Below are 25,691 nucleotides of genomic sequence, written 5' to 3' on the forward strand. Positions count from 1 at the left end.
CTCCAAAGTCTCTCAATAGCGGGAATACCGTGAAAACGCGCGACGCATTCATTGCGGCGTGCGTGCTGCGCACTAGGTTCGTTGCCGTGATTTGCATCATGCAACGAAAGAAGAGCGCACATGAACGACACACCTGCAGACGCAGCGAGCGCGACAGCGGCGCTTGAACCGCTGACTGGCCGCGCGGCCGAATGGGCCGCCGCCGGGTTCAAGGAAATGCCAGAGACGGAGAGACCGCAGGATAATGATGAGACCGGTAGCGACGTTGCTTCGCTTCGCGAAGCGGGCCAGCGGATTGCACAGCCATCCCCGCAACCGATCAAACGCGCTTACGTCGACTCTGACGGGAAACCAGTGGACGCCAACGAGGCCATAACGCTCGAGCGAGCGGCACGTGACTACAGCAACGCGATCAAAGCAGACAACCTCATCGGTGAAGCTCATGCGTCCGATGTGGTGGCAGCGGAGGTGGACGCCGCGCGTTATATGGCGCTCTCGGCGAATGCCAACAACGCACAGGTTTACGGCCTTGATCTCCCCGAACTGACCCAGCGCGTGGAGAGCGCGCTGGCGCAACAAGGTGAGGTATCACCCGATGCAAGCCCGCCCGAAGCAAAAACTGCTGATGCGGCCCGCGAGACGTCAGCCAACGGCGAGCTCGATCCCCAGCTTGAGAAAGCCTTGCAGCACCCGCAGGTGCGCCAGGCCATTGAGCAGCAGTTGGGCGAAGCCGACCGCACGCGACGATCTTATGCGGATGCCCTTGGCGCGACGATGGATGTCGCCAAAACGGCCTTCTTCAACCAGTTTCCGGAACTCGCGGGTCTGACCGAAGCGCAAATCCCGGCGGCGCTGCAATATTTGTCGCAGACGGCGCCGGAGAAGTTTTTGCGCATTCGCAACACGCTGGTTCAGCTCGAACAGCTTGGCGCCGCGCAACAACACGAGAAACAGATTCAGACGATGCAGGCCCGCGAAAGCTTCAAAGCTTACGCCAAAGCCGAAGACGCGCGTTTCGATGCGCTGGTCGCAGGACAGTCGAAACAGAGCCTACGCGAGGCGGCGGGCGAGATTGTTGCAGCAGCAGGGGAATACGGCATCGATCGGGCCCAGTTGATGCACCTGTTCGAAAACGAGCCGATCATGCGCAATGCGGCCTTCCAGAAAATGATGCACGACGCCGCGAGATATCGCCTTGCGCAGAAAGCAATACCGAAGGCTGCAGCAAAAGCAGTTCCACACGTGCAGAAGCCCGGCGTCTCGCGGCCTGCGGAACCGCGCGGCAGTGAGGATGTCCGCGCGCTCGCGGCGAAGTTCGCCAGCAATCCGAGCGTGAAGAATGCCGCGGCGCTTTACGCCGCCAAACAGCGCATCAATGAGAGGTGATGGATCATGACAGACGAACGAGACTATCTGGAGCGCACGGACTCGATTTGGCAGAAGGCTAACGGCGAGACGGCAAGCCTCGATGACTTGGCCGATGCCTTCTCCCTCTACGGACCCGAAAAGCGCATCGCCGCGCTCGATCAGTTCGACGCCGAGCTGTCAGGGGCACAATCTGGCAGTCTGCGGCGGCATCATGAGCTTCATTCGCTGCGCCGGAAGATGGGTGGCATCCACAGCACATTGATGAAGGCAAACCGGTGAACAATTCGAGCAATCCCGTGGTGAAAGCGCTGGCAAACGCCCAGCAAGAAACCTGGAATCAGAATGAGGCGGCGATCGAGCGCACCGTCATGGAATGTCTGCATCCGGCATTTCCGCCCGCACAGTCGGACGAAGACGGCGTCAAGCCCGTGATCAGCGCGTTCGCAGCTTGGTGCGAGATGATGAATGTTCGCTCCTGTCCCGCACGGCCGGCGGTGCTGGCCGGATTCATTGTCGAATTGTCTCAAGCCATACCGGCAGCGGATCTGATCAAGGCCGCGGCAGACATCGCCGATTGGCATTTGCTGTTTGGTCTTGCCAATCCTGCCGCGACGCCGATCGTGCAAGCGGCGTTGGATGACATCGCAGCGGTTGAGCCACCGCGTTCGTGGCCGAAGGAGCAGAAGCATCGCTTCCGCGCGCTGCCGCACGATCTGCAGGTCTACGTCGCGAAGCGGGAGAAGGAGCGCGATCGTGTGCTGCGCCGTGCCCAGAACGCAGCGGCGAGAGACAAACAAAGACACACCGCAGCCGAGGAAACAGCTGCGGATAAGACAATCAGCACAGCCTCAACGGAGACAGCATGAAACAATCACTGCAGAACCGTATCAATGCCATTCGCGCCGAAATCGATGCATTGATCGACAAGAAGGTGACGGAAGCAACCAAGGTTTCACCGGGTATCCCTGCGGGCGTGCTGCGCAATCTGATCACGAACCGAGCCCCGGAATGCCAGTGCCGGCAATATGCGGTTCTGGAGGAGGGCGACGTGATTTGAGACGTCGATCCCTTACGGCGGCCCCGGTTCAACCGGGGTCTTTCATCTGCCCAGCTGTCCGCGGACACGGCCAGGAGCAGAGCGCGCTCATGGCCCACTGGACGCTGCAGCGCACAACAATTGCGTGACCGCGAGTTGACGGAATCGTAACGCTGTGGATGTTTGCTTGCGCCGAGGAGCGCAGATGCTGTCTTTGAAGACCTACTTTGAGAAGCACTTTGACAACGTCCGGCTGGTCCGGATGAGCGATGGAAGCTACCGGGTGATTCGCGACCTCGGCCTGGTCAAGGGCGGGAAGGGACTTCGTTGCCACGAGCCTTTGCTCACCTTCAAGCTTCACTTCAAGCCGGTCAAAATCCACGTGCCGCTGTCAGAGCTTGTCAGTGAGTTTTGGGCGCAGATCAAATCCCAACCTGCCGTGGCGCGTTGAGTTAACAGCTGCCTGCAGAAGGTTCCCTTCGTTCCCCCTTTGACAATCCGTCAGGACCACTTACCTTACTTTTATCGTCAACAACGAAAGGAGGTGGTCCAGTGTCTAATTCCAAGCGCTGTCACCTCGCTGAGGCCGCCCGCTAAGCTGTCAAAGCTTCGGACAGGGCGGTCTTTCCGCCTGGTTCAGCGAGATTAAGGGAAGGGCGCGTTTGGGTTTTCCAGACGCGCCCTTTTCTTTAAAGTTCAGCCAAGATCTAGCTCGGGAGGCATGATGCGGCGGTATGTGATTTTCATTTTGCTGGGTCCGTTTATCGGCGGATTTCTCTTGCTGATCGCATCTTCGATCTCGTCCGGCTTCTGGCAGCCCCCGATCACGGAAGAACTGGGCAAGCTGTTCAAGGTCTTCTTTCTGGCGCTGCCGTACTCTTATCTGTTTGGCTTCATTCCGGCGGCCATGACGGGAGCTGTCGACGACATCTTGTTTCACATCAAGTCGATTGGCCCGAACCTGCGGCTTCTTCTGACCGGCGCATTTGCTTTCGTGGCGACGCTTATTCTCTACGGCACCATGGAAGGTGGCAGCGGCATCCTGCTGTCCGTGCTCTATGGGCTTGTAGGGTTCGTGCCGGCGACGTTGTCGTCCTGGTTGTCGCGTTCGAAATCGCAGGAGACACCGCTGGCCACGACCTAGTGGTCCCATCAACGCCACCTGCAGCTTGTTGAAAGCTCTTTCACTGCGCGTTTTTACTGTTCGTCGACCGTAATCCTGCCTCAAGTTCCGACTGGAGTGGTCCCTGTGGAACAGCAGCGGGTAAGGGGCGTTGCTTGCCGATGCAAAAACAGCGAGCTGATCAAACTATCGGTGCAATCAGGCCGAAGCGCGGTCACAAAAAGAGCTATACCGGGCGGATGATCGTTGCGGTGATGGTCGTTGCTCTCGCCGTCCTGGCGATTGCCTTCTATGTCGTCCTCCCGGAGGAGGCGCCGCTCTCCAAGGAAATGCAGGCGTGTGCTGCTAAACTCTACACGCCCTACAATCCCAAGAACCTGGAGCAGTGCATTGCCGTCTGCCAAGCATGCAGCAATGGCGGTAAAAGAACATGCGCCACATCGTGTACGATGAAAGGCGCTCGCTGAGCCGCATTGTCCCCGACGAGCCCCGGGAGGTTGGCGAGCCGGTCGCTGACCGAGACGCCCTCTAACAGTGGCTGCTTCGAGGATTTTCCAGGCCGTCCGCGAAAGGGGCCGGGGCCGGCTTTGAAGGCGCGCTCTCCGGTCGCTTCGGCGGGGTGTTCGAAGCAGGGATCTTCGGGGCGTCACTCATCGCAAAACTCCATTCATGCTGCAAAGCAACATATAAGGAGTCGATTCGTTCCTGCTACCCGACTTAGGGCGTACACATCTTTGAGAAAAGTCGCGTAAACTATTGTTCTGTCGGAACTTTACATGGTGAGCGCGGAGGGACTCGAACCCTCGACCCCATGATTAAAAGTCACGTGCTCTACCGCCTGAGCTACGCGCTCACATGTTGGCGTGTGTGTAGGGGCCACGTCCGCTGGGGTCAAGTCTATGCTTGAGCTAGCGGATTTTGTACCCAGAACAAAAGGCCCGGCACCTAGGCCGAGCCTCCCTTGTCCAATTGTCAGCGGTGATGATGGCCGCCGCCACCGCCGTGACCACCACCAGGGCGACCGCCACCGGGACGTCCGACGCCTGGGCGTCCACCGGGACGGCCGGGGCGCATGCCAGGACGGCCAGGGCGCCCGAATCCGGGGCGTCCTACGCCATGATTCCAGCCGCGCCATCCCGCTCCGCCACCCCAGCCGAAGCCGCGCCGCGTAGCATAGCCGCACCAGTAGAAGCCTGGACCGTGCCAGCCGAAGTCATACCAGCAGTAGTTCCGGCCACCGAAGATGAACTGCGTCTGTTCGACAGCGGACGGGGCCGCCAGGCGATCAGCCGGCAGTGCGCTCGCTGATCCGGTGGAAAGACAGCAAATTGCCGCAAGTGCAGCGGCGGTCGAATAGATCCAATTGCGCATTCACATATCCTTTTCAGCCGACTCAACAGCGGACGGCGCGGGACGTTATCGTGCGCATCATGATTGCAGAATGAACAAAGCGGATTGACTGACGAGCGCGATCTGCAGTCTCTCGCTGCAAAGAAAACACATTCGGCGATGTAGCGGGCGTATGAGTCGTCTTGTGGCAGCGAGAGGTCGATCGCGTGAATACAATTGGACTACACAGAATATTGCGTCGTGTGTGCCTGCTTGTCCTCGCGACCGCCTCTCTCATCGTACCCGCCGCACACTTGCGCGCGGATGAAACCGAGGACGGGGCGATCGAGGTCATGACCGCCACGGCGGGAGAAGTCCTCGCGTTGGGTGACCTCTGTGGCTGGGATTTCGCAGCGAAGGTCGACAAGCTCTATCAAAACGGCAAAAAAGCACTGAATTTGACGGCTGCGCAGGTGAAAACCATTCGCACCAAGGTGGCGGCGGCTCGCAGCGCCACATTCGGTCACCTGTCGGCAGATGGACTAGTGGTCCGATTCTAACATTCGCATCCCGTTTCAGGAGGCACCTCCTGCGAATGTTAGAATCAAAGGACCACTAGCAAATATAAGTTTCTAGTGGAGTTTCGGATTTGACATTCGCTTGACGAACTCGCAGCCGGCTAGGTAGCGAATGTCAAATCCACTCCACTAGCACGTGTTCGGGCCGACGTCTGCAAAGACGAGCAACGCGCACGGCTGGAGGGAATCCTCGCCGGGATATCTTTCGACTGAGCAGATATCTTTTGGCTGATGTTTAATCACGCCCCTGCGCACCAAATGAATCCACGCATCACAAGCACGGCAATGTCGGCAAAAAAATCCTGAGCGCTAGGAACTGCGAAACCACCGACGCGTTCAACGCCAACACACAGATAGAAAGTCCGCCTCCGTTGCGGATGCGGATCGGCTATCTCGGCAAGAGGAGCAATCTCATGTGTGACTACAGCCTGCATGCAACTGCGTCCCGTCCCGCCAAGGTTGGTGACATCCTTGTCTCGACAAGCTTCCCCGGTACTTCGACTCATGGTTTCGCCGCTGTTGGCGAACCCGGCGTCGCAGTATGCCTGCTTCCGGGAACCGAGCTCGCGTTCGAGCAAGAGGTCAAATACAACCGCAACTGGATCATGACGAAGAGCGCCGGCACTCAGGTCGCGCGTTTCTGCCAGATTGCACCGGAGAGCGAGCACCAGCACCATGATGCGCTGATGTTCCCCGACGGCACGACGGTCTTGGTGACGTTGCTGTCTGAAGGGCAGCGCGCACGGGTCCTGCAGCTGCCTGTGACGGCTCAGGAACGCGAAGCCGCAGCGAAGGCGGAAACAGCGGCTCCGTCAGAACCGCGCAGGGAGATCGTCCTCTAGCACTGAACTAGGGGCCGACTGGCAATAGCGTACGAAGTGCCACGTAAGCCCGCCGGAGGAACCGGCGGGCAGGTCAGGGGTCTTTGCGTCTCGCCTGCGACGACTGATGCGGCGAGTGTGAAGCACGAAAAAGCGACGCGCCAAAATTGCGGCCGACAGCAGCGCGTCGGCCGCTTAATTTCCGACGCTCAATTGATTTCCTGCCGGACTTCCGATGGCGGCTTCGAACCAACGGAAGCAGGAATTGCTTCGCGGCGAAGTCCGATCAGTTCCGCGGCACGGATGCCTGAACTGTGCCAGAACTCGAAGGCGTTGATGCGCGAGTTCTCGAGGATCGCAATGGCGACAGCCGAGAGGAACGGCAGGCTTTGGAGGACTAGCACGCCTGCAAAGATGTTGATCTCGCGGACTTCCTTTGTGTTGAAAGCAACCAGCACGATCGCGCCGATGATCAACAGCACACCGATCACAGCTTCCCAGAACGCTTGAAACTCGACCGACATGCGCGACAAGCCGCCCTTCGAGGTGCGGGCAAACGGCAAGTGATCCGTGATCAGCCCGTTAGCGACAGCGCGCGACACCGTCCATTGCACCGACATCGCTGCAATCATGGCCCCGAGCATCTGGCCAACCTTCACCTGTACGCGCAGACGATAGAGCGAAAGGAAATGGGCCATCGACACCACGAATGACGCAATGATCGGCAGCGTCAAAATCTTGTCGGGAATTGCGATGTCGGCAAACGACACGACAGGGACCCAGATCAGATTGAGGATCGCCACCACCACGCCAAGGCTTTCGGCGCCGAGCCAGTTGAGCCAGCCAAGGGAGAATTCGCGCTTCTGATCCGGTGACAGCCGGCTCGCGCCCGGGAGGAACCGGCGCCAATGCTTCTTGACGATCTGGAAGCCGCCATAGGCCCAACGATGACGCTGCTTCTTGAATGCCTCGTAGGTATCCGGCAGCAAACCAAAACCGTAGCGGCGGTTGGTGTAGTGCGTGAGCCAGCCGTGCTCAATAATAGCGAGGCCAAGATCCGTGTCCTCGCAGATCGTATCGCCGGCCCAGCCACCCGCCATGTCCATGGCAGCGCGGCGAATGAGGCACATGGTGCCGTGGACGATGATCGAGTTGGTCTCGTTCCGCTGCACCATGCCGATGTCAAAGAAACCGGCATACTCACCATTCATGGCATGGTGCATCAGCGATCGGTTGCCATCGCGGTGATCCTGTGGCGCCTGGACCAGACCCACGCGCGGGTCCGCGAACGCCGGAACAAGATCCTTCAGCCAGTCCGGCGTCACTGCGTAATCGGCGTCGATCACACCGATGATTTCGGCATCCGGCGCGGTGCGGGCCATCGCGATCTTCAACGCGCCCGCTTTGAAGCCTTGCACCTTCTCAGCATTGATGAAGATGAAGCGCTCACCGAGCGCGCGGCAATGATCCTGGATCGGCTGCCAGAACGTCGGATCCGGCGTGTTGTTGATGATCACCACGCATTCAAAGTTCGGGTAATCGAGGCGAGCCACCGCATCAAGGGTCTGCTTGAGCATTTCCGGCGGCTCGAAATAGGCCGGAATGTGGATGGAGACCTTCGGGTGGAAGCCGTCAGCAGGTGCGGGCAGCCCCGATGAGATCAGGCGGGCGGGCGGGCGGCCGAAGGCGATGGTGGCGATTTCCTCGATCCGGGCCATGGCGATCAGCACCAGCGGGACCAGCAGGATCAGACCCAGGGTCAGGGCGAAGGCCGAGCCGAAAACAAAGTAGTGCGTATTCCAATAGGCGAAGACGGTGGCAACCCAGGCGCCAACGCCACTGGCCGCAGCGGCGAGAACGACCGACTGCATGACGGTCGGATTGGGAAGCCGGAAGATCGGAAACGACATCAGGAAGCCGACGAGCACGGCAATCGTGGCAATCTTCCAATAGTCCGGATCAACGATTGGGCCGGTCCACGCGAACTTAGGTTCGCGTGCGGCATTCAAAACACCCCAGTAAGGTCCAACGCCGCCTTCAAAAAACTTCCAGGGCTGATCGATGGCTTCGACGATGTTGTATTCCATGCCGACGGCTTCAGCGCGTGCAACGAAGTTCCGCAGAACCGAGGCCTGCTGGAACGGGCCCGGGACCGCGTTCTTCAGATTGTAGCCCGCGCTTGGCCAGCCGAACTCGGCGATCATGATCCGCTTGCCGGGAAAGATCTCCCGGAGCAGGCCGTAGATGTACATGGCCTGATCGACCGCCTGCTTGTCGGTGAAGTTCTCCCAGTAAGGCAGGACGTGCGCGGCGATGAAATCCACCGACGAGGCCAATGTCGGCCGGCCTTCCTTGGCGGCGTCCGGCAGATCGTCACGCCAGATGTTCCAGATTTCACCTGTTGTTACAGGAACATTGGTTTGTCTTTTAACGCGCTGGATCAGCTCGATAAGGTCCGCAGCCTTCTGTTCACCGCGGTAGATGGTCTCGTTACCGACGACAATGCCGATGACGTTGCTGTTGTGCTTGGCGAGATCAATGGCGGCGGCGATCTCGCGCTCATTGCGGTCGGCATTCTTGTCGATCCAGGCACCCAGCATGACCTTGAGACCGAATTCGGCAGCGATCGGCGGCACGAGCTCAACGCCACCCGTCGATGAGTAAAGGCGGATCGCCTTGGTCATCGTGGAGAGCTTCTTCAGGTCGGCGCGTATCTTCTCGACCCGTGGAATGTTGTCGACGTCCGGATGCGCGGCGCCTTCAAACGGCGCATAGGACATGCTCGGCAGCATTCCATTGAAATCTGGAGCTTGCTGTTCATCCCGGAACACGGCCCAGAGGGCTGCATGGAGGAGGGTGACACAAAGGAGGGCAGCTACGACGGCACGCATCGTGAAAACCATACGGGGCCAACGTGGCAGGATCACGAACCTGTCCCCTAGGTTCGTCCAAAGGAATGATGAAGCCAGCTTATATAGCCATCACGATTTAACAACTCGTATGGCGTCATGGCGTTTTCAGGGCGCTAAACATCATCCAAACCAGAATAATTCCGGTTCGTTCCACGCTTTGTCCAGCCTTGCTGCTATTTCGCTGGAGCTGCCGCCGGCGGTGGTGAAGCGGGTGCAGCTGGTGCCGCGGCCGCCGGTGTCGCGGGCGCAGGGGCTGCAGGAGCGGACGCCGCAGCCTGTGGCTGTGCGCTTGGGTTGATCCAGCAGGCATGAACGCGGCCGTTCAGCGTTTCAGGCACCTTCGGATCGATCGATGCGCCAAATCGGGTCAGACAGCGGAATGCAGCCTGGACGTGGCCGCCGGGGCAGCCGAACCGGTCATAGAGATCAAGATGACGGAAAGCGGTATCGAGGTCGTCAAGCCACATCAGGCGCACGACACGGCGGCCAAGCCAAACGCATTCCGGGTTACCGGCGGGACCATTGATGGCCTGCGCGGCTTCGGCGAATTCATCGGTCTTGCGCTGGCTGTCCTTGGCGGCGTCAGCGGCTGCCGGCTGCTTCGCCTGATCTTGGGCTCGCGAATCTCCGCTCTGGGCAATGGCGCCTCCAAGCCCGACAAGAAGGGCCAAGCCTGACGCGGCAACGCGTTGAAGAAGTGCCGAACGATACCCGTTAAGAACGCGACGCATGAAGTCCCCAATCGATTGCGTGCCGCCTGGCGGCTTATCCGGTGTAAATCTGTCATCTGAAGCTTCTTTAGGGAAGCCTCTGGGAAAGCCAGGTGACCCGCAGTTCGAGACTGCCAGATGCCTTCCCATTGCGGCGGAAGATTGCCCTCCAGCGCGTCTGTTCCCATGACGGACATTTGCGTTTTTGTCCAGTAAAGCCGAAACTTAAACTTACTTGGTTGAAGCGATGCGACGAGAAGACCGGTGGGTGGAAGCAATCCGGGTCTTGGCAGAGCGACCATGACCGGTTAATCGACGGGACTTCTTGGAGGACGGAACCAATTTCTTCCCTTCGCGCGCCGCTGGCACTTCTCATCATAGCTCTAGGTATTATTGCCGCAGTGTGGTGGTGGCTCGCCACACCGGTCGTATTGGCGCGCGCGCCGATCGATCCGTCGGCCAAACTGGAATGCGTGTCCTACGCGCCGTTCCGTGGCGACCAAAACCCCCTTCAGCCCGGGCTGGTGATTCCGCCGGCGCAGATGGAACAGGACCTCGCGCAACTCGCCAAGGTCACCGACTGCGTGCGGACCTATTCGGTCGGCAATGGCCTCGACAAGATTCCGGAGCTGGCCCGCAAGGCCGGCCTCAAGGTGATGCTGGGAATCTGGATCGGCACCAACCGCATCGACAACCGGGCCCAAATGGAAACCGGCATCGCGCTCGCCAAACAATATCCCGACACCATCAAGGCCGTGATTGTCGGTAACGAGGTGCTGTTGCGTGGCGAAATGACCGCGGCCGATCTCGTCTCCAACATCCGCTATGTGAAGTCCAAGGTGGGCGACATTCAAGTCACCTACGCCGATGTGTGGGAGTTCTGGCTCAAGAACCGCGACGTGTATGACGCGGTGGACTTCGTCACCATACACATCCTGCCGTACTGGGAGGACTTCCCGATCCGTGCCCGCTACGCCGCAGGTCACGTCGATTCGATTCGGAAGCGGATGGCGGTGGCGTTCCCGAACAAGGAAATCCTGATCGGCGAAACCGGCTGGCCGAGCGCCGGACGGATGCGGGAAGGGGCTCTGCCGTCACGCGCCAATCAGGCGCGGATCGTGTCTGAAATTCTCGAACTTGCACGGCAGGAGAAGTTCCGGGTCAACCTCATCGAGGCTTATGACCAGCCGTGGAAGCGCATGTGGGAAGGCACTGTCGGCGGCCACTGGGGCTTGTTCGGCGCCGGTGGGGACAGGGCTCTGAAGTACCCGGCCGGCGTGCCGATCTCGAATTTCCCGGACGCCAAGCTTTACGCCATCGCGGGAATGATCTTTGCGGTTCTTGTATTCGGCGTTGCCTTGCTGACCTTACGGCATCGTCCTTGGTCACCACGTTTGAGCTCGTGGATCGTGGTCGGGATCTCTGCTGCGACAGGCGGCTCGCTTCTGGGATTGGCGTTCGACAAGTTGGTCGTGGAAAGCCTTGGCTTCGGTGGATGGCTGCGCGGTGGCTTGCTGTTTGCGATGGCTGTTCTATCGCCGCTGATTGTCGCGAACACTGTGATGTATGGGCGTAGCCTGCCGACCTTCCTGGATATTTTGGGTCCGCGTGACACCCGCACCACCTCGCGGATGCAGACCATTCTCGGCATTGCGGTGCTGATCACGACCGTTCTGGCAACGGAGACCGCGCTGGGGCTGGTATTCGATCCACGCTATCGGGATTTCCAGTTCGCAACGCTGACGATGGCGATCGTGCCGTTCCTGTTGCTGACCGCACTCAACCGCCCGATGGGCGGAACGCGGCCGATCGCGGAAACTGTGTTCGCGGGGACGCTCGCGCTTTCGGCAGCGTATATCGGCTTCAATGAAGGCCCGGCGAACTGGCAGTCGCTCTGGACCTGCGGTCTGTATCTGCTGTTTGCGCTTACGCTGTCTCGGGCGCGGGTCGGGCAAAGCCCAAAATAAGCAATCCGATTGCGACGCCGGCCAGCCCAATATTGTAGAGCACAATACCGAAACATGCGGCGATCAGCCCGCCCGTAAGGGTGACGATCGATGGCCGGATCACGTGCAGGATCGCAATGATCACCGCCGCGGCGCCAAACACATAGTGTTTGAAGAGGTACGTCATGAGGAGGCGTGTCTTGCAGAGCATAGTCTGCAAGCCGGCATCGCACTCCAGCCTCACTTGCGCGAATTCAATGGCCATATAGCGCAGGTAGAGGGCGTAGCCGATCGTAAGAAATCCCACGATCAAAATCCATTGGACCTGGTACGGCGTCAGTCTGAACGGCTCTTTTTTCATGGGCCGAATATGGTTCGGATTGCGCAGCGACACAACCCGGTGTTTGAAACCGATTACTGCTGCCTATTGAAAATCGAGCTCAACGACCAGTGTTGCGCTGGAGCTGCCGGCGGAGGAGCGGCGGCCTGCGGAGGCGGCGCAACGATGCGAACATGACCATGCCGCCGGTAGTTCGATGCCTCACGCTTCTTCTGAGCCTCAGGCTTCGCCGCATCGGCATTGGCTGCATCTGTTTTGGCGGCTTCCGGGTTAGCTGGAGCGTCCGTCTTGCCAGCGTCGCTGGTTCGATAAGCGCTCACCGGCAAACGCTGGCCATCGTAAACGGAGGGTTCGCAGGCGCGTTTGCTTCTCTCAGTCAAAGTCGCACAGAGCTTTGCGGCAGCAGCCGCATCGGTCAGCGGACCCGCAACGAGCCGAAGCTGCATGCCGTAGCCTGTCGTGCGTTCCTTGACGACAATGAGCGGCTGCATCTGCGCGAACAGTTCCCTGTGCGGACCACGCAGACCGCGCCATAGTGCGCGCAGGCCTTCCACGGAGTTCGCTCCACCCAGGTCCACACCGAACTTCGTTCGCTCGACGGGTTTCTCGGTCGTGTCGGCCATCTCTGCGCTTGCAACGCTGCCGGTCACGGCTGGTGCCTGATCTGGCGCTGCTGCTTGATCCACAGGCTTGTCGGCTGGTTTCTGTTCAGCCTTGGCCTCTGGCTTGGTTGCTGCTTCCGGCTTCGGTTCGTTCTTTTGCTCGCTCTTTGCAGGAGGTGGTGTCGGCGAAGAAACCGTCGCGACGGATGCAATTTTAGGCGGAGCAACTGGTGCTGCTGCGACCTGCGCTTCCTTGGCCTGTGCTTCCTTTTCCTTTTTGACGTCCGCAGCGCGTTGTTTCGTATCCGCTGACTTCTGCTGATCCGATGATTTCGCTTCAGGCGCCGGATGCGCATTGGCCGTCGGCACTTCAGCAGAGGACGTCGTGACAGGTTCCAACGCTGCAACCTGCTGCGGAGACATTGGTGAGGGCGACGATGCGGGAGTGGACGGTGCGGCTGCAGCAACCACGACCGGCGGCGGCGCACTCAACTTTGCAATCGATCCGTTGACGGAGTCCACGGCCTGCTCAAGCACGGTCACGCGATTGTACAGACGATCGCGATCCTTGTTGAGTGTGTCCATCGCCGCAGACAACTGATGTGTCTGGTTCTGACTTTCCCTTGCGATCCGCTGCAGCTGTTGAGTCTGCTGAGTGACGTCTGCGCTCGGCTGATCGCGACGGGCGGAGGCAGGAGACTGCACGGCAATGATCGCAAGCACGAGCGCGGCGATCGAGCCGATGCCCCACGCACCAAGCCGCAACATCATGCGGCCGTCGAGTTCATCTTCCTTGGCGATGAAACGCTTCAAGCCGGTGAGATGCTTGATTCCGACGATCACGTGAGCCGCAGTCGCCTCGAGAAAGGATAAAAGACGCTCCAGAAAGCCGCTGCCAACCTTACGCGCCACGTTACCAGCGGGGTGCTTGGGATTCTTGGTCATAACGTTTGTGCAGTCCTGCTTCCGGAAAAGACGAATCAATAATCAAACCTTAACAGGAACTTCGCCTGGATGCGCCGGTCGAAGCAGGCGGAAGATACTTTTGTCTCTCCCGCCACGAGTGTCCCGATTCCGAAGTTCGCACACACTTGCGGCTTGCCCGGACGCGAACTTCGAAATCAAAGGGACACTCGCAGAATCAAAGCGCTAGTGTGGCTTTTGTCTCGCAATTGCCGATAAGGGCCAGCTGCAGGAGACGTCGGCAATTGCGAGACGCCACACTAGTCGGGTAAGACGATTCCTAGAAAAGTGAATTGCAACACAGGGAATCATCAGATGACCGGCACAACAACCCTTACCGTCGTGCTTGCGGCCGGCGAGGGAACACGGATGCGCTCCAGCCTGCCGAAGGTCCTGCATCCTGTGGCTGGCCTGTCGCTGGTTGGTCACGTGCTCACTGCTGCTCCGAGCGGCAAGGATGATTCGGTGGCCGTGGTTGTCGGACCGGATCACCAGGCAGTGGTGGACGAGATCAAGCGTGTACGGCCCAACGCGGCAATCTTCACGCAGAAGGAACGGCTTGGTACGGCACACGCCGTGCTCGCTGCACGCGAGGCCATCGCGAAAGGCGCGGATGATCTCCTCATCGCGTTCGGAGATACGCCGCTTATCAGTGCCATCACGTTCGAGCGCCTGCGAACAGCGCTGAAAGATGGCGCCGCGCTTGCCGTGCTCGGTTTTCGCGCGGCAGATCCGACCGGCTATGGACGCTTGCTGGTGCAAGGCGATCAACTGGTTGCCATCCGGGAACAGGCAGACGCGAGTGACGCCGAGAAGGCGATCACGCTGTGCAATGCCGGTGTCATGGCGTTTGCAGGCAAGACTGCGCTGAAGATTCTCGATCAGATCGGCAACAGCAACAGCAAGCGCGAGTACTATCTCACGGATGCGGTGGGCATCGTCCGTGACCTCGGCTTGCGTGCGACTGTGATCGAAACGGACGAAGACGAAGTGCGCGGGATCAATACGAAGTCCCAGCTCGCCGAAGCCGAGCAGGTGATGCAGCGCCGGCTGCGGCAGGCCGCGCTCGATGCCGGTGTGACGCTGATCGCGCCCGACACCGTCTATCTCGCAGCCGACACGACTTACGGCCGCGACGTGACGATCGAGCCGTTCGTGGTGATCGGTCCGGGCGTGAGCATCGCTGACGGCGCAGTCATTCACGCGTTCTCCAACATTGTCGGCGCAAGCATCGGGAAGAAGGCCTCAGTCGGCCCCTATGCGCGGCTGCGTCCGGGGACAGTTCTGGGCGAGGGCGTGCGGATCGGCAATTTCGTCGAGACCAAAGCGGCAGCGATCGATGCCGGCGCAAAAGCCAATCACCTTGCCTATATCGGCGACTCCCACATCGGTGAAAACGCCAACATCGGCGCCGGTACCATCACCTGCAATTACGACGGCTTCGATAAGCACCGGACGGTGGTTGGCCCCGGAGCTTTCGTGGGTACGAATTCATCGCTGGTGGCACCGGTGAAGATCGGGGCCGGCGCCTTTATCGGTTCGGGGTCGGTGGTGACCCGCGATGTCCCGGACGATGCGCTGATGATTGAGCGTAACCAGCAAACTGTGCGCGAAGGCTGGGCGAAGCGCTTCCGGGACATGAAACTGCTGAACAGAAAACCCAAGCACTGACAATGTATTAAGACAGCGTCTGGCGTCCGTTAACGGTTTACCCTGTCTCAATTCGCAACAATTATTGAGTCCGGAATGTGGTAATCCTTTGTAAGAGGAAGTCCATGTTTTGGGCGATTTGGAGATATCAAACCGCATGTGCGGCATTGTAGGTATTTTGGGGCGCGGTCCGGTCGCGGACCAATTGGTTGATTCCCTCAAACGTCTTGAATATCGCGGCTACGACTCGGCGGGCGTGGCGACGCTGGAAGGCGTACAGCTCGACCGCCGCCGCGCCAAGGGTAAGTTGAAAAACTTGGAAGCCGTGCTGAAGTCCTCGCCGCTGGCGGGGCATATCGGTATCGGCCACACCCGTTGGGCGACCCACGGCAAGCCCACGGAGAACAACGCGCATCCGCATGCGACTGACAATGTCGCAGTCGTTCATAACGGCATCATCGAGAATTTCCGCGAACTGCGCGGCCGGCTCGAAAAGGACGGCGCGAAATTTTCCAGCGAGACCGACACCGAGGTCGTCGCGCATCTCGTCAATTCATATCTGATGAAGGGAATGTCGCCGGTCGAAGCCGTCAAGGCGACGCTTCCTCAGTTGCACGGCGCTTTCGCGCTGGCTTTCATTTTCAAGAATGAAGACAACCTGATGATCGGCGCCCGCAAGGGATCACCGCTCGCGGTCGGATTTGGCGAAGGCGAAATGTATCTCGGCTCCGATGCCATCGCGCTCGGTCCGTTTACTGACACCATCAGCTATCTCGAAGACGGCGACTGGGTCGTGCTGTCCCGCACTGGCGCCACCATTTTCGACGACACCAATGCTGCTGTTGAGCGCGATGTCGTGCGTCACAACACCGCGACGGCGCTGGTCGACAAGGCCAACTACCGTCACTTCATGGCGAAGGAAATTCACGAGCAGCCGGAAGTCGTCGGTCATACGATGGCGCACTATATCGACCTGGCCTCCGAGCGGGTGGCAATTCCCGGCAAATTGCCGTTCGATTTCGCTTCGATCCAGCGCATATCGATTACGGCCTGCGGCACCGCGAGTTACGCGGGCTTTGTCGCAAAATACTGGTTCGAGCGTTTTGCGCGCCTGCCGGTCGAACTCGATGTGGCATCTGAGTTTCGTTATCGCGAGGCGCCGCTGCGCAAGGGAGACCTTGCGCTGTTTATTTCGCAATCTGGAGAAACCGCCGACACGCTGGCCGCGCTGCGCTATGCGAAGTCTCAGGGGCTTCACACTGTCTCCGTTGTGAACGTTCCGACCTCGACGATCGCGAGAGAGAGCGAGACCGTGTTGCCGACCCTGGCTGGTCCCGAGATCGGGGTTGCCTCAACCAAAGCCTTCACATGCCAGCTGATGGCCTTGGCAGCGTTTGCGATTGCCGCCGGAAAAGCTCGCGGTGAGCTGTCCGACGAGGACGAAGCCAAGCTGGTGCATGGGCTTGTCGAAGTGCCGCGTCTGATGACGGAGGCCCTCGCACTTGAGCCACAGATCGAGAAACTGGCGCGTGACATCGCCAAGAGCCAGGACGTGCTCTATCTCGGCCGCGGGACGAGCTATCCGCTGGCGCTGGAGGGCGCGCTGAAGCTCAAGGAAATCTCCTACATCCACGCCGAGGGGTATGCGGCGGGCGAATTGAAGCACGGTCCGATCGCGCTGATCGACGAAAAGATGCCGGTGGTCGTCATCGCCCCGTTTGACCGGGTGTTCGACAAGACAGTTTCGAACATGCAGGAGGTCGCCGCGCGGGGCGGGAGGATCATTCTCATGACCGACGCAAAGGGGGCTGAGGACGCCACCGTCGAGTCCCTCGTCACCATCGTCCTGCCGGACATGCCCGCAACCGTGACGCCGCTCGTTTATGCGATTCCGGTTCAGTTGCTGGCCTATCACACGGCCGTCGTAATGGGCACGGATGTCGACCAGCCACGGAACCTCGCGAAGTCGGTCACTGTGGAGTAGACAAACAGTCGCAGATCAAGGGGGTGGACGACCCGAAAACCTGATAAAGTGGTGTCGCAACGATTTGCGATCTTGTCCGAATACTTTGAAATAAGGATGGTTCGGTTCCACGATGAATAATCCCACCCCCACGTTGGGTCCCGGCGATTTGCAGCCTGGGCATTCGCCGGATGCACCGCGTGGTTTCGTGGCACGGCTGCGGAACTACTTTCTCACCGGTCTGATCGTCGCGGGTCCCATTGCGATTACGTTCTATCTGACGTGGTGGTTCGTGACGTGGGTGGACGGCATCGTTCGTCCATTCGTCCCTGTCGCGTATCGTCCTGAAACCTATTTGCCGTTCGGACTTCCGGGGTCAGGGCTCATCGTCGCGGTCTTCGCGCTGACGTTCCTCGGTTTCCTGACTGCAAACCTGATCGGCCGGACGCTGGTCGAGCTTGGCGAAGCGATCCTGGGGCGGATGCCCGTGGTTCGCGCGATCTATCGCGGCCTTAAGCAGGTTTTCGAAACCTTGTTCTCAAGCACCGGATCGAGCTTTCGCCGCGTCGGTTTGGTGGAATTTCCGTCCCCCGGGATGTGGTCGATCGTGCTGATTTCGCAGCCGCCGGGTATGGAAGTCTCGACCAAGCTACCAGGCAGAGAAGAGTTCATCTCGGTGTTCCTACCGTGTGCGCCGAACCCGACGACGGGTTTCTTCTTCTATGTGCCGAAGAGCAAGATCATCGAAGTCGAGATGAACGCGGAAGAAGCGGCCACGCTGATTATGTCGGCTGGTGTGGTGCAGCCCAACGGCGACGCGCAGAAGAAGGTCAACGCATTGGCGGAAATGGCCAACGCTGCGCGGATCGCCACAGCGTCACAAACGCCGCCGACTCCCGAGAAGGTCGATTAAAATCATCCTGCGCCGATTAGGGGCAGGGCTTCATCTCGCTCGTAAAGGTAGAGCAGACAGCGAAGCGCTTCGCCGCGCTCGCCGGTGAGCTTCGGATTGTCCTGCATGATGCGCAACGCCTCATCGCGCGCCTGCGCAATGAGCTGAGCGTGAATCTCTGGCCGTGCAATGCGATAGCCCGGCAAGCCGCTTTGACGAGTGCCGAGCACTTCGCCTTCACCGCGCAAACGCAGGTCTTCTTCCGCGATCCGAAAGCCGTCGGTGGTTTCGCGGATCACCTTCAACCTGGCGGCTGACATCTGACTCAACGGCTCGTGATAGAGCAGGATGCAGTTCGACGCTTCCGATCCGCGCCCGACGCGCCCACGCAACTGATGCAACTGCGCGAGCCCGAAACGCTCGGCGTTTTCGATCACCATGATGGTCGCAGCCGGAACGTCGACGCCGACCTCGACCACGGTGGTCGCCACCAGAACCTGAATCTCGGCGGCGGCGAACTGCGCCATCACGCGATCCTTTTCGGCGCCCTTCATCTGCCCGTGAACCAGGCCCACCCGGTCACCAAAACGCTTCTGCAAGATCTCGAACCGCTTGGTCGCATTGGTCAGGTGTTCGATGCCCTCGGCCTCGGTCTCCTCGACCAACGGGCAGATCCAGTAGATCTGCTTCCCGCTTTCGATGGCGCGGCCAACACCGTCGATGATCTCCTTGAGTCGACTGTTGGCGACGGCGCGGGTATCGATCGGCTGGCGCCCGGCAGGTTTCTCCCGCAATTCGGAAATGTCCATGTCGCCGAAATACGTCAGCACCAGCGTGCGCGGGATAGGGGTCGCGCTCAGCACCAGCACGTCGACAGCTTCGCCTTTCTCGGTCAGCGCAAGCCGCTCACGCACGCCGAAACGATGCTGCTCATCAACGATAGCCAGCGCCAGTGACTTGAAGATCACGTCGTCCTGGATCAGCGCATGGGTGCCGACCAGCAGATCGATCTCACCGTCCGCGAGACGCGAGATGATGTCGCGACGCTCCTTGCCTTTCTCGCGGCCGGTCAGGATCGCGACGCGCAGGCCCGCCCGCTCGGCCAGCGGCGCGATGGTCTTGATGTGCTGGCGTGCAAGAATTTCCGTGGGCGCCATCAGCGCGGATTGCTTCCCGGCTTCGGCGACCGCGGCGGCCGCGAGCAACGCCACAACCGTTTTTCCCGAACCGACATCACCCTGCAAAAGGCGCAGCATGCGCAACGGTTGGCCAAGGTCATTGGTGATGGCGCGAACGGCCTCTTGCTGGGAATTCGTCAGCGCGTAGGGCAGTCCGTCGATGACTTTTCTGCGCAGATGGCCGTCGCCCGCATGGCGCGTACCGGCAGGACGGCGGAGCTGCGCGCGCACGAGAGCCAAAGCCAGTTGTCCCGCAAGCAGTTCATCGAACGCCAGCCGCGACCAGAACGGATTTTGCGGCAGGATATCGGCCAGCTCAACGGGTTCATGAACGCGATGGAGAGCCTGCTCGAATGACGGAAAGCTGCAGCGGCGCATGACCTCTGGACTGATCCATTCCGGAAGCTTGGGCAGCTTTTGCAGCGCCTGTACCATGGCGCGGCGCATCGAGCCGATCGCCAATCCTTCCGTCAGCGGGTAGACCGTATCGATGCTGGGAAGCTTGGCGAGACCTTCCTCATCCACCACGCGGTCGGGATGTACAATCTGCAGCGTGCCATCGAACAACTGTGCCGTACCTGAGACGTAGCGTTTCTCGCCGACCGGCAGCAGCTTTTCGATGTATTCGCGCTTGGCGCGAAAGTAGGTCAACACAACATCGCCGGTCGCGTCGCTCGCGTAGACAAGATGAGGCGCACGGGAGCGGCCCGGTGGGGCTGGACGATGACGATCGACAGTGACCTCAAGCGTCACGACGGTTCCCGGAACCGCGTCACGGATGTGGGGCCGCGTACGCCGATCGATCACGCTCGTCGGCAAATGCAACAACAGGTCGACGAGCCGCGGCGTTTCGCTGCGGTCAAGCAGATAGCGCAACAGCTTGTCCTGCTTTGGGCCAACGCCGGACAGGCTCGTCACGGGGGCGAACAGCGGATTGAGCAGTGCAGGGCGCATCAAGGCGACTCGGTTGGCTCGCTTTTGCATAACCCGGATGCAGCGCGAGAGAAATGCTGACATCTCCGATTACGGCAGTTATATCAACCTCGCCCGGCATGTCCGGGCTTTTGGCGTTGGAGACAATTTGGCTATGACCGGATCGACACGTTCGAGCGAAGGGCTTGATCATCGGCGCAAGCGCCTGCTGTTTCGTTGCTGGCACCGGGGCACCCGCGAGATGGACATCATCCTTGGCCGCTTTGCCGACGACAATATCGCCAGCCTGTCCGATGACGAGATTGTCGATCTCGAGCGCCTCATCGAGTTACCCGACCCGGATCTGTACGCTGCGTTCAGCGGTGGGCAGCCGCTTAGCCCTGAATACGCGAATGGCATCTTCGTGCGCATCAAGGCGTTTTCGGTCCCAGGGCATCAGGCATGAAGGCGCCCGCTCGCTCTCCGGCACAACTGCTTCGTCCCGGTCACGCGCTGACGTTGTCCAACGTGGCCGAAGGGGCGGAGGGCCTGATCGTTTCCGATCTCGCCCGCGCTGTTGCAGCGAAGGCCAATGCACCGGCCGTCAGCCTTGCGGTGGTTTGCCGCGATGGCCCGCGGATGGCCCAGCTTGCCCGCGCGCTGGAGTTCTTCGCGCCTGATCTTGCGGTGATGCAATTCCCGGCATGGGACTGTCAGCCTTATGACCGTGTCTCTCCCCACGGCGGAATTCTAGCGCAACGCCTGACAACGATGGCGCGGCTGTCCCGCCTGAAGGGCAGCGAGAAGCCTCTCATTGTGCTGACCACGGTCAACGCCATTGTCCAACGCGTTCCGGCCCGTGACGTGGTGGCCGCTCAGGCGCTGTCTGTTGCCCCGGGACACCGCGTGCCGATGGATTCCATCGCGGCCTGGCTTGAGCACAACGGCTACAACCGCGTCTCCACTGTCCGCGAGCCCGGCGAATATGCGGTGCGCGGTGGTATCCTCGATCTATTCCCGGCAGGTCTCGAGCAGCCGGTCCGGTTCGACTTCTTCGGCGACACGCTGGAATCGATCAGGACGTTCGATGCAGAGTCGCAGCGCACGCTGCTCGATATGCGCGGCCTTGATCTCGTCCCGGTGTCCGAATTCCAGCTTGTGACCGAAACAATCCGCCGTTTCCGCATGGGCTATGTCGCGCAATTCGGCGCGCCAGAACGCGATGACATGCTCTATGAGGCCGTCACCGAAGGGCGCCGCCATCCAGGCATGGAGCACTGGCTGCCGCTGTTCCAGGAGCGGATGGACACGCTGTTCGAGTATCTCGATCAAGCGCCGCTCGTGCTGGAGTCCCAGGTCGAAGACGCGACACATGAGCGCTTCACGCAGATCAACGACTATTACGAAGCGCGCCGGGAAGCGATGGGAACGCCAGGTGGTGGGGCGATCTACAAGCCGTTGCCGCCCGACAAGCTGTATCTGACCGAGGACGAGTGGAAGGCAAAACTTCAGGACAACGCGATCGCGCGCCTGACGCCATTCGCACTCCCGCCGGATGATGCGAGCATCGTCGACGTCAATGCGCGGCAGGGCCGCAACTTTGCGCCGGAGCGCGCCGACACCACGGTCAACGTCTTCGAGAGCGTGGTGGCGCACGTCCACGGTCTGCAGGCTGCGCGTAAGAAGGTTATCGTCGCGCTGTGGAGTGAAGGCTCGCGCGATCGCATGACGAGCATGCTGAAGGACCACAAGCTCCTCAACACCACCAACGTCAATACCTGGCGCATGGTACAGGCCACGCCGCGCAACGAAACGATGCTTGCAGTGGTTGGTTTGGAGTCCGGCTTCGAGACAGACAACGTCGCGTTCATCACCGAACAGGACATTCTCGGCGACCGTCTGGTCCGCCCACGCAAGACGAGCCGCAAGCTTGAAAACTTCATCTCGGAAGTCACCAGTCTCGCGACCGGCGATATCGTCGTCCACGTCGAACACGGCATCGGACGCTTCGTCGGCCTGCAAACGCTGGACGTCGGCGGCGCGCCGCATGACTGTCTCGAACTGCACTATGCGAACGAGACCAAGCTGTTCCTTCCGGTCGAGAACATCGAGCTGCTGTCGCGCTATGGCTCTGACCAGACCAACGTCGAACTCGATCGCCTTGGCGGTGGTGGCTGGCAGGCACGCAAGGCCAAGCTGAAGAACCGCATTCGCGAGATCGCCGGCGAGCTGATCAAGATTGCCGCCGAACGCCAGATCCACGTCGCGCCGAAATTTCCCTTGCATCAGGGCACTTACGACGAGTTCTGCGCGCGCTTTCCTTACGAGGAAACCGAAGACCAGCTCGGCGCCATCAATGCCACGCTGCATGATCTCGATGCCGGACGTCCGATGGATCGCCTGATCTGCGGCGACGTTGGCTTCGGCAAGACTGAGGTGGCCTTGCGAGCAGCATTTGCCGTGGCGCTCGATGGCAAGCAGGTGGCTGTGGTGGTGCCGACCACGTTGCTGGCGCGTCAGCATTTCAAGAATTTCACCGAACGCTTCCGTGGTTTCCCCGTCAACGTCGCTCAGGCGTCGCGGCTGGTTCCGACCAAGCAGCTTAATCAGGTCAAAAAGGATCTCGCGGACGGTAAGGTCGACATCATCGTCGGCACCCATGCGCTGCTCAGCAAGAGCATCAAGTTCAAGGACCTCGGTCTGGTGATCGTCGACGAAGAGCAGCACTTTGGCGTCGCGCACAAAGAGCGGCTCAAGCAGTTGCGCTCGGAAATCCATGTGCTGACGCTCAGCGCGACGCCGATTCCACGCACGCTGCAGCTGGCACTCACCGGTGTACGCGAGCTGTCGATTATCGCATCACCGCCGGTCGATCGCCTCGCCGTGCGCACCTTCGTTGCACCATCCGATCCGCTGATGATCCGCGAAGCACTGCTGCGCGAACGGTATCGCGGCGGGCAGGCGTTCTACGTGTGTCCACGCATCGAGTATCTCGCCGAGGCCAAGGATTTCCTCGACAAGCACGTGCCCGAGATGAAGGTCGCGGTAGCGCACGGACAAATGCCGCCAGCGGTGATCGAGGACATCATCTCGGCATTCTACGACGGCAAATACGACATCTTGCTCTCCACCACGATCGTCGAGTCGGGACTGGATATTCCGGCCGCGAACACGCTGATCGTGCATCGCGCAGACATGTTCGGTCTTGCCCAGCTCTATCAGTTGCGTGGCCGCGTCGGGCGCTCGAAGCTGCGCGCCTATGCGCTGTTCACGCTGCCGGCGCAGCAGAAGATCACTGCACAGGCCGAACGCCGCCTGAAGGTTCTGCAGTCGCTGGAAAACCTCGGCGCGGGCTTCCAACTGGCCTCGCACGATCTGGATATTCGTGGTTCGGGCAATCTGCTCGGCGAAGAACAGTCCGGCCATATCAAGGAAGTCGGCTTCGAGCTTTACCAATCCATGCTGGAGGAGGCGATCCTTAGCCTCAAGGCGGGCATTTCCGAGCCGGTTGCCGATCGCTGGTCGCCGCAGATTACGCTCGGCATGCCGGTGCTCATTCCTGAGGACTATGTCGCAGACCTGTCGATCAGGTTGTCGCTCTATCGCCGCCTTGCCGATCTCGACACCGACGACGAGATCGAAAACTTCGGGGCGGAGTTGCGCGATCGCTTCGGTCCGCTGCCGGACGAAGTCCGTTACCTGTTCAAGATTGCTGCGATCAAGTCGTACTGTCGCCGCGCCAATATCGAGAAGGTCGATGCAGGTCCGAAGGGGGCTGTGATCAGCTTCCGCGACAACAGCTTCGCGCATCCGGAGAAGCTGGTTTATTTCATTCGCCAGCACGGCCAGGCCGCGAAGGTCCGTCCCGATATGAAGGTGGTGTTCCTGCAGGAATGGGACACGCCGGATGAGCGGATCGAGGGCACCACAACCATTCTGCGCGATCTCGCCAATCTGGCAGAGGGACGGAAGGCTGCCTAGAGATTCTTGTTTTGACGCGTTTTCTTCACGCGAACCGGCAGCCACTTCGCTCGAAAACGCTTTGGAGCCACAATCAGGAGGCCGCTGCGCGGCGGCCTTCTTCGTGGATGCGTGCCAGGATCGTCGACGTTGTGTCGTAGGGCAGCAGGGTTGTCAGCGTGACTTGCGGATCGAGCCGCTGATCGCGGTTGGGGCTGTGCATCGTGTGTTTCAACACGCTGCCGAGCCTCCGTGCGATGGTCTGTGCGTTGCGCAGATCGGTTTCCGGGAATACGAGAAGAATTGCATCGTTGCCATCGAGGGTCGCGAAGTCCATCCGCCGCATCAGGCGGCTGAGGATGCGCGCAGCATCGAGCCGCGCACGTTCAGGCGCCGCACCCGCCATGAACGAAATCCGCGCGACTGAAAGACCGGCTCCGCGCGCCTGAGTATCCGCGACGGCACCGTCGAAATCGCGATCAAAAGCTTCCGTGGTGAGAAGGCCGGTTCGTGGATCAAGCAGGCCGCCGGCGTCGATTGATTTGAGGGCCCGGTCGATGCGTGCTTCGAACGCGTGCTGGCGGATCAGCGGGACCGCGCTGGCCGCGACCGCGCGCGGCTCGCCAATCGTGATCTCGAGGTTCGGCAGGTCGTAGCCAGCAATCAAACCTGTCGCGCCAGATACCACCACGGGCAGGTTGCGGAAGCGCGTGTCCTCGGAAAGAACTGTGAGAAAAGCATCGACAACACGACCGGAGAAACCCTCGCCGACGATGATCCCGTCCAGCTCACGCGCATTGAGATGCTTGGCCGCAGCTTCGATGCTGAGCGCGCCAACCACGCCCATCTGCTCGCCCAGCGCAACCGACAATGCCGGATATGACGACCCGCGGCCGATCAGCAGAACTGTTGCGTCCTCGATCGGATCATTATCGGGCAGGCGAGTGCGCGCGGCTGCCTTGTCGGTCATGCGACGCAACATGGTCGCGTGAAGGGTTCTGACACGCAGCGCCGCATTCAGGCGGCTCACTAGGCGCTCTGGACTACGGCCGGACTGCGTGAAGGAGATGACATTCGCTGGCAATGCCGCCGCCGGATCAATCGCGATCATCGGAACGTAGGGCTGCATACGGTCGAGCTGCTGCGCTACGCGTCGCAAGGCGATGTCGTCGGACACGGTGTCCGTGACGAGGACCGCAGCGGGCTTTAGTCGCGTGATGGCGTCGATGGCATCCGACCAGACCACATCGACAAGAGGAAACGATTTGATCTGGTTGATCGCGCTTGCAAGCGCTTCATCCTCTCGTTTTGAAACAACGACAATCGGTCCTTGCTGCGACATGATCTCGCCAATTTCATCAATGCAGGAACAGGCAGCATTCTTCCACCGTCCGCAAACATTAGGTCC

Annotated in this window: 22 protein-coding genes and 1 tRNA gene; 15 read left to right on the forward strand and 8 right to left on the reverse strand. The window is 60.2% G+C overall.

Going from position 1 to position 25,691, the window contains the following annotated elements:
• Positions 1–120: 120 nt before the first annotated feature.
• From ACZ5C3_RS15510 to ACZ5C3_RS15540, 7 genes are all read left to right on the forward strand, one after another.
• Positions 121–1,386 (forward strand): hypothetical protein, encoded by a 1,266-nt coding sequence (locus ACZ5C3_RS15510; RefSeq protein WP_464031042.1) that lies wholly within the window; start codon positions 121–123, stop codon positions 1,384–1,386.
• Positions 1,387–1,392: 6 nt separating this feature from the next.
• The gene (locus ACZ5C3_RS15515; RefSeq protein ID WP_464044137.1) at positions 1,393–1,647 is read left to right on the forward strand and encodes a hypothetical protein; all 255 of its coding nucleotides are present in this window, start codon (positions 1,393–1,395) and stop codon (positions 1,645–1,647) included.
• Positions 1,644–2,234, forward strand: a complete 591-nt coding sequence (locus ACZ5C3_RS15520; protein ID WP_464044138.1) for a hypothetical protein — start codon at positions 1,644–1,646, stop codon at positions 2,232–2,234. The genes ACZ5C3_RS15515 and ACZ5C3_RS15520 overlap by 4 nt, the downstream gene beginning before the upstream one ends.
• A complete protein-coding gene (locus ACZ5C3_RS15525) occupies positions 2,231–2,425 on the forward strand; it encodes a hypothetical protein (RefSeq protein WP_464044139.1) in 195 nt (64 codons plus the stop codon). Before ACZ5C3_RS15520 ends, ACZ5C3_RS15525 begins: the two co-directional genes overlap by 4 nt.
• A 241-nt stretch (positions 2,426–2,666) precedes the next feature.
• Positions 2,667–2,855, forward strand: a complete 189-nt coding sequence (locus ACZ5C3_RS15530) for a hypothetical protein (RefSeq protein ID WP_464038349.1) — start codon at positions 2,667–2,669, stop codon at positions 2,853–2,855.
• A 273-nt stretch (positions 2,856–3,128) separates the two neighbouring features.
• Positions 3,129–3,548 carry a DUF5413 family protein gene (locus ACZ5C3_RS15535; protein WP_464031045.1) on the forward strand — a complete coding sequence of 140 codons (420 nt, stop codon included), beginning with the start codon at positions 3,129–3,131 and terminating at the stop codon, positions 3,546–3,548.
• A 140-nt stretch (positions 3,549–3,688) separates the two neighbouring features.
• The gene (locus ACZ5C3_RS15540; protein ID WP_464044140.1) at positions 3,689–3,994 is read left to right on the forward strand and encodes a hypothetical protein; all 306 of its coding nucleotides are present in this window, start codon (positions 3,689–3,691) and stop codon (positions 3,992–3,994) included.
• 310 nt (positions 3,995–4,304) lie between these two features.
• On the opposite strand, the gene ACZ5C3_RS15545 is transcribed toward ACZ5C3_RS15540, so the two are convergent.
• Both ACZ5C3_RS15545 and ACZ5C3_RS15550 read right to left on the reverse strand, forming a co-directional pair.
• Positions 4,305–4,380: transfer RNA gene (locus ACZ5C3_RS15545), tRNA-Lys, on the reverse strand.
• Positions 4,381–4,499: 119 nt separating this feature from the next.
• Positions 4,500–4,898, reverse strand: a complete 399-nt coding sequence (locus tag ACZ5C3_RS15550; RefSeq protein ID WP_464044141.1) for a hypothetical protein — start codon at positions 4,896–4,898, stop codon at positions 4,500–4,502.
• Between the two features lie 221 nt (positions 4,899–5,119).
• Between ACZ5C3_RS15550 and ACZ5C3_RS15555 the strand changes: the two genes are divergently transcribed.
• On the forward strand, positions 5,120–5,416 hold the full coding sequence (locus ACZ5C3_RS15555; protein ID WP_464044142.1) for a hypothetical protein: 297 nt from the start codon (positions 5,120–5,122) through the stop codon (positions 5,414–5,416).
• A 431-nt stretch (positions 5,417–5,847) separates the two neighbouring features.
• Entirely contained in the window at positions 5,848–6,276 is a 429-nt protein-coding gene (locus tag ACZ5C3_RS15560) for a hypothetical protein (protein ID WP_464031050.1), read from the forward strand.
• Positions 6,277–6,464: 188 nt separating this feature from the next.
• On the opposite strand, the gene ACZ5C3_RS15565 is transcribed toward ACZ5C3_RS15560, so the two are convergent.
• Positions 6,465–9,146: a glycosyltransferase gene (locus tag ACZ5C3_RS15565; RefSeq protein WP_464031051.1), complete on the reverse strand. Its 2,682-nt coding sequence runs from the start codon at positions 9,144–9,146 to the stop codon at positions 6,465–6,467.
• A gap of 194 nt (positions 9,147–9,340) precedes the next feature.
• The gene (locus tag ACZ5C3_RS15570; protein ID WP_464031053.1) at positions 9,341–9,898 is read right to left on the reverse strand and encodes a beta-1-3, beta-1-6-glucan biosynthesis protein; all 558 of its coding nucleotides are present in this window, start codon (positions 9,896–9,898) and stop codon (positions 9,341–9,343) included.
• A 452-nt stretch (positions 9,899–10,350) separates the two neighbouring features.
• On the opposite strand from ACZ5C3_RS15570, the gene ACZ5C3_RS15575 reads away from it, so the two are divergent.
• A complete protein-coding gene (locus ACZ5C3_RS15575) occupies positions 10,351–11,844 on the forward strand; it encodes a glycoside hydrolase family 17 protein (protein ID WP_464038350.1) in 1,494 nt (497 codons plus the stop codon).
• On the opposite strand, the gene ACZ5C3_RS15580 is transcribed toward ACZ5C3_RS15575, so the two are convergent.
• Positions 11,804–12,184 (reverse strand): hypothetical protein, encoded by a 381-nt coding sequence (locus ACZ5C3_RS15580; RefSeq protein WP_464031055.1) that lies wholly within the window; start codon positions 12,182–12,184, stop codon positions 11,804–11,806. The two genes, ACZ5C3_RS15575 and ACZ5C3_RS15580, sit on opposite strands and share 41 nt — an antisense overlap.
• Before the next feature lie 53 nt (positions 12,185–12,237).
• Complete coding sequence (locus tag ACZ5C3_RS15585) at positions 12,238–13,710, reverse strand: hypothetical protein (RefSeq protein ID WP_464031057.1); 1,473 nt, start codon at positions 13,708–13,710, stop codon at positions 12,238–12,240.
• A gap of 333 nt (positions 13,711–14,043) precedes the next feature.
• On the opposite strand from ACZ5C3_RS15585, the gene glmU reads away from it, so the two are divergent.
• From glmU to ACZ5C3_RS15600, 3 genes are all read left to right on the forward strand, one after another.
• Positions 14,044–15,399 carry a bifunctional UDP-N-acetylglucosamine diphosphorylase/glucosamine-1-phosphate N-acetyltransferase GlmU gene (gene glmU / locus ACZ5C3_RS15590; protein ID WP_464044143.1) on the forward strand — a complete coding sequence of 452 codons (1,356 nt, stop codon included), beginning with the start codon at positions 14,044–14,046 and terminating at the stop codon, positions 15,397–15,399.
• 136 nt (positions 15,400–15,535) lie between these two features.
• Positions 15,536–17,362, forward strand: coding sequence for a glutamine--fructose-6-phosphate transaminase (isomerizing) (gene glmS / locus ACZ5C3_RS15595; RefSeq protein WP_464031059.1), 1,827 nt, complete (start codon positions 15,536–15,538; stop codon positions 17,360–17,362).
• Positions 17,363–17,474: 112 nt separating this feature from the next.
• Positions 17,475–18,254, forward strand: coding sequence for a DUF502 domain-containing protein (locus ACZ5C3_RS15600; RefSeq protein ID WP_464031060.1), 780 nt, complete (start codon positions 17,475–17,477; stop codon positions 18,252–18,254).
• Between the two features lie 2 nt (positions 18,255–18,256).
• Here ACZ5C3_RS15600 and recG read toward each other — a convergent pair whose 3' ends face one another.
• Positions 18,257–20,365: an ATP-dependent DNA helicase RecG gene (recG, locus tag ACZ5C3_RS15605; protein WP_464031062.1), complete on the reverse strand. Its 2,109-nt coding sequence runs from the start codon at positions 20,363–20,365 to the stop codon at positions 18,257–18,259.
• 133 nt (positions 20,366–20,498) lie between these two features.
• On the opposite strand from recG, the gene ACZ5C3_RS15610 reads away from it, so the two are divergent.
• The gene (locus ACZ5C3_RS15610) at positions 20,499–20,789 is read left to right on the forward strand and encodes an FAD assembly factor SdhE (protein ID WP_464038351.1); all 291 of its coding nucleotides are present in this window, start codon (positions 20,499–20,501) and stop codon (positions 20,787–20,789) included.
• Positions 20,786–24,304 (forward strand): transcription-repair coupling factor, encoded by a 3,519-nt coding sequence (gene mfd / locus ACZ5C3_RS15615; protein WP_464031064.1) that lies wholly within the window; start codon positions 20,786–20,788, stop codon positions 24,302–24,304. The genes ACZ5C3_RS15610 and mfd overlap by 4 nt, the downstream gene beginning before the upstream one ends.
• A 73-nt stretch (positions 24,305–24,377) precedes the next feature.
• Here mfd and ACZ5C3_RS15620 read toward each other — a convergent pair whose 3' ends face one another.
• Positions 24,378–25,625, reverse strand: coding sequence for a GGDEF domain-containing protein (locus tag ACZ5C3_RS15620; RefSeq protein WP_464031065.1), 1,248 nt, complete (start codon positions 25,623–25,625; stop codon positions 24,378–24,380).
• Positions 25,626–25,691: the final 66 nt, after the last annotated feature.

It is taken from the genome of Afipia dichlorophenoxyacetatis, assembly GCF_055386385.1.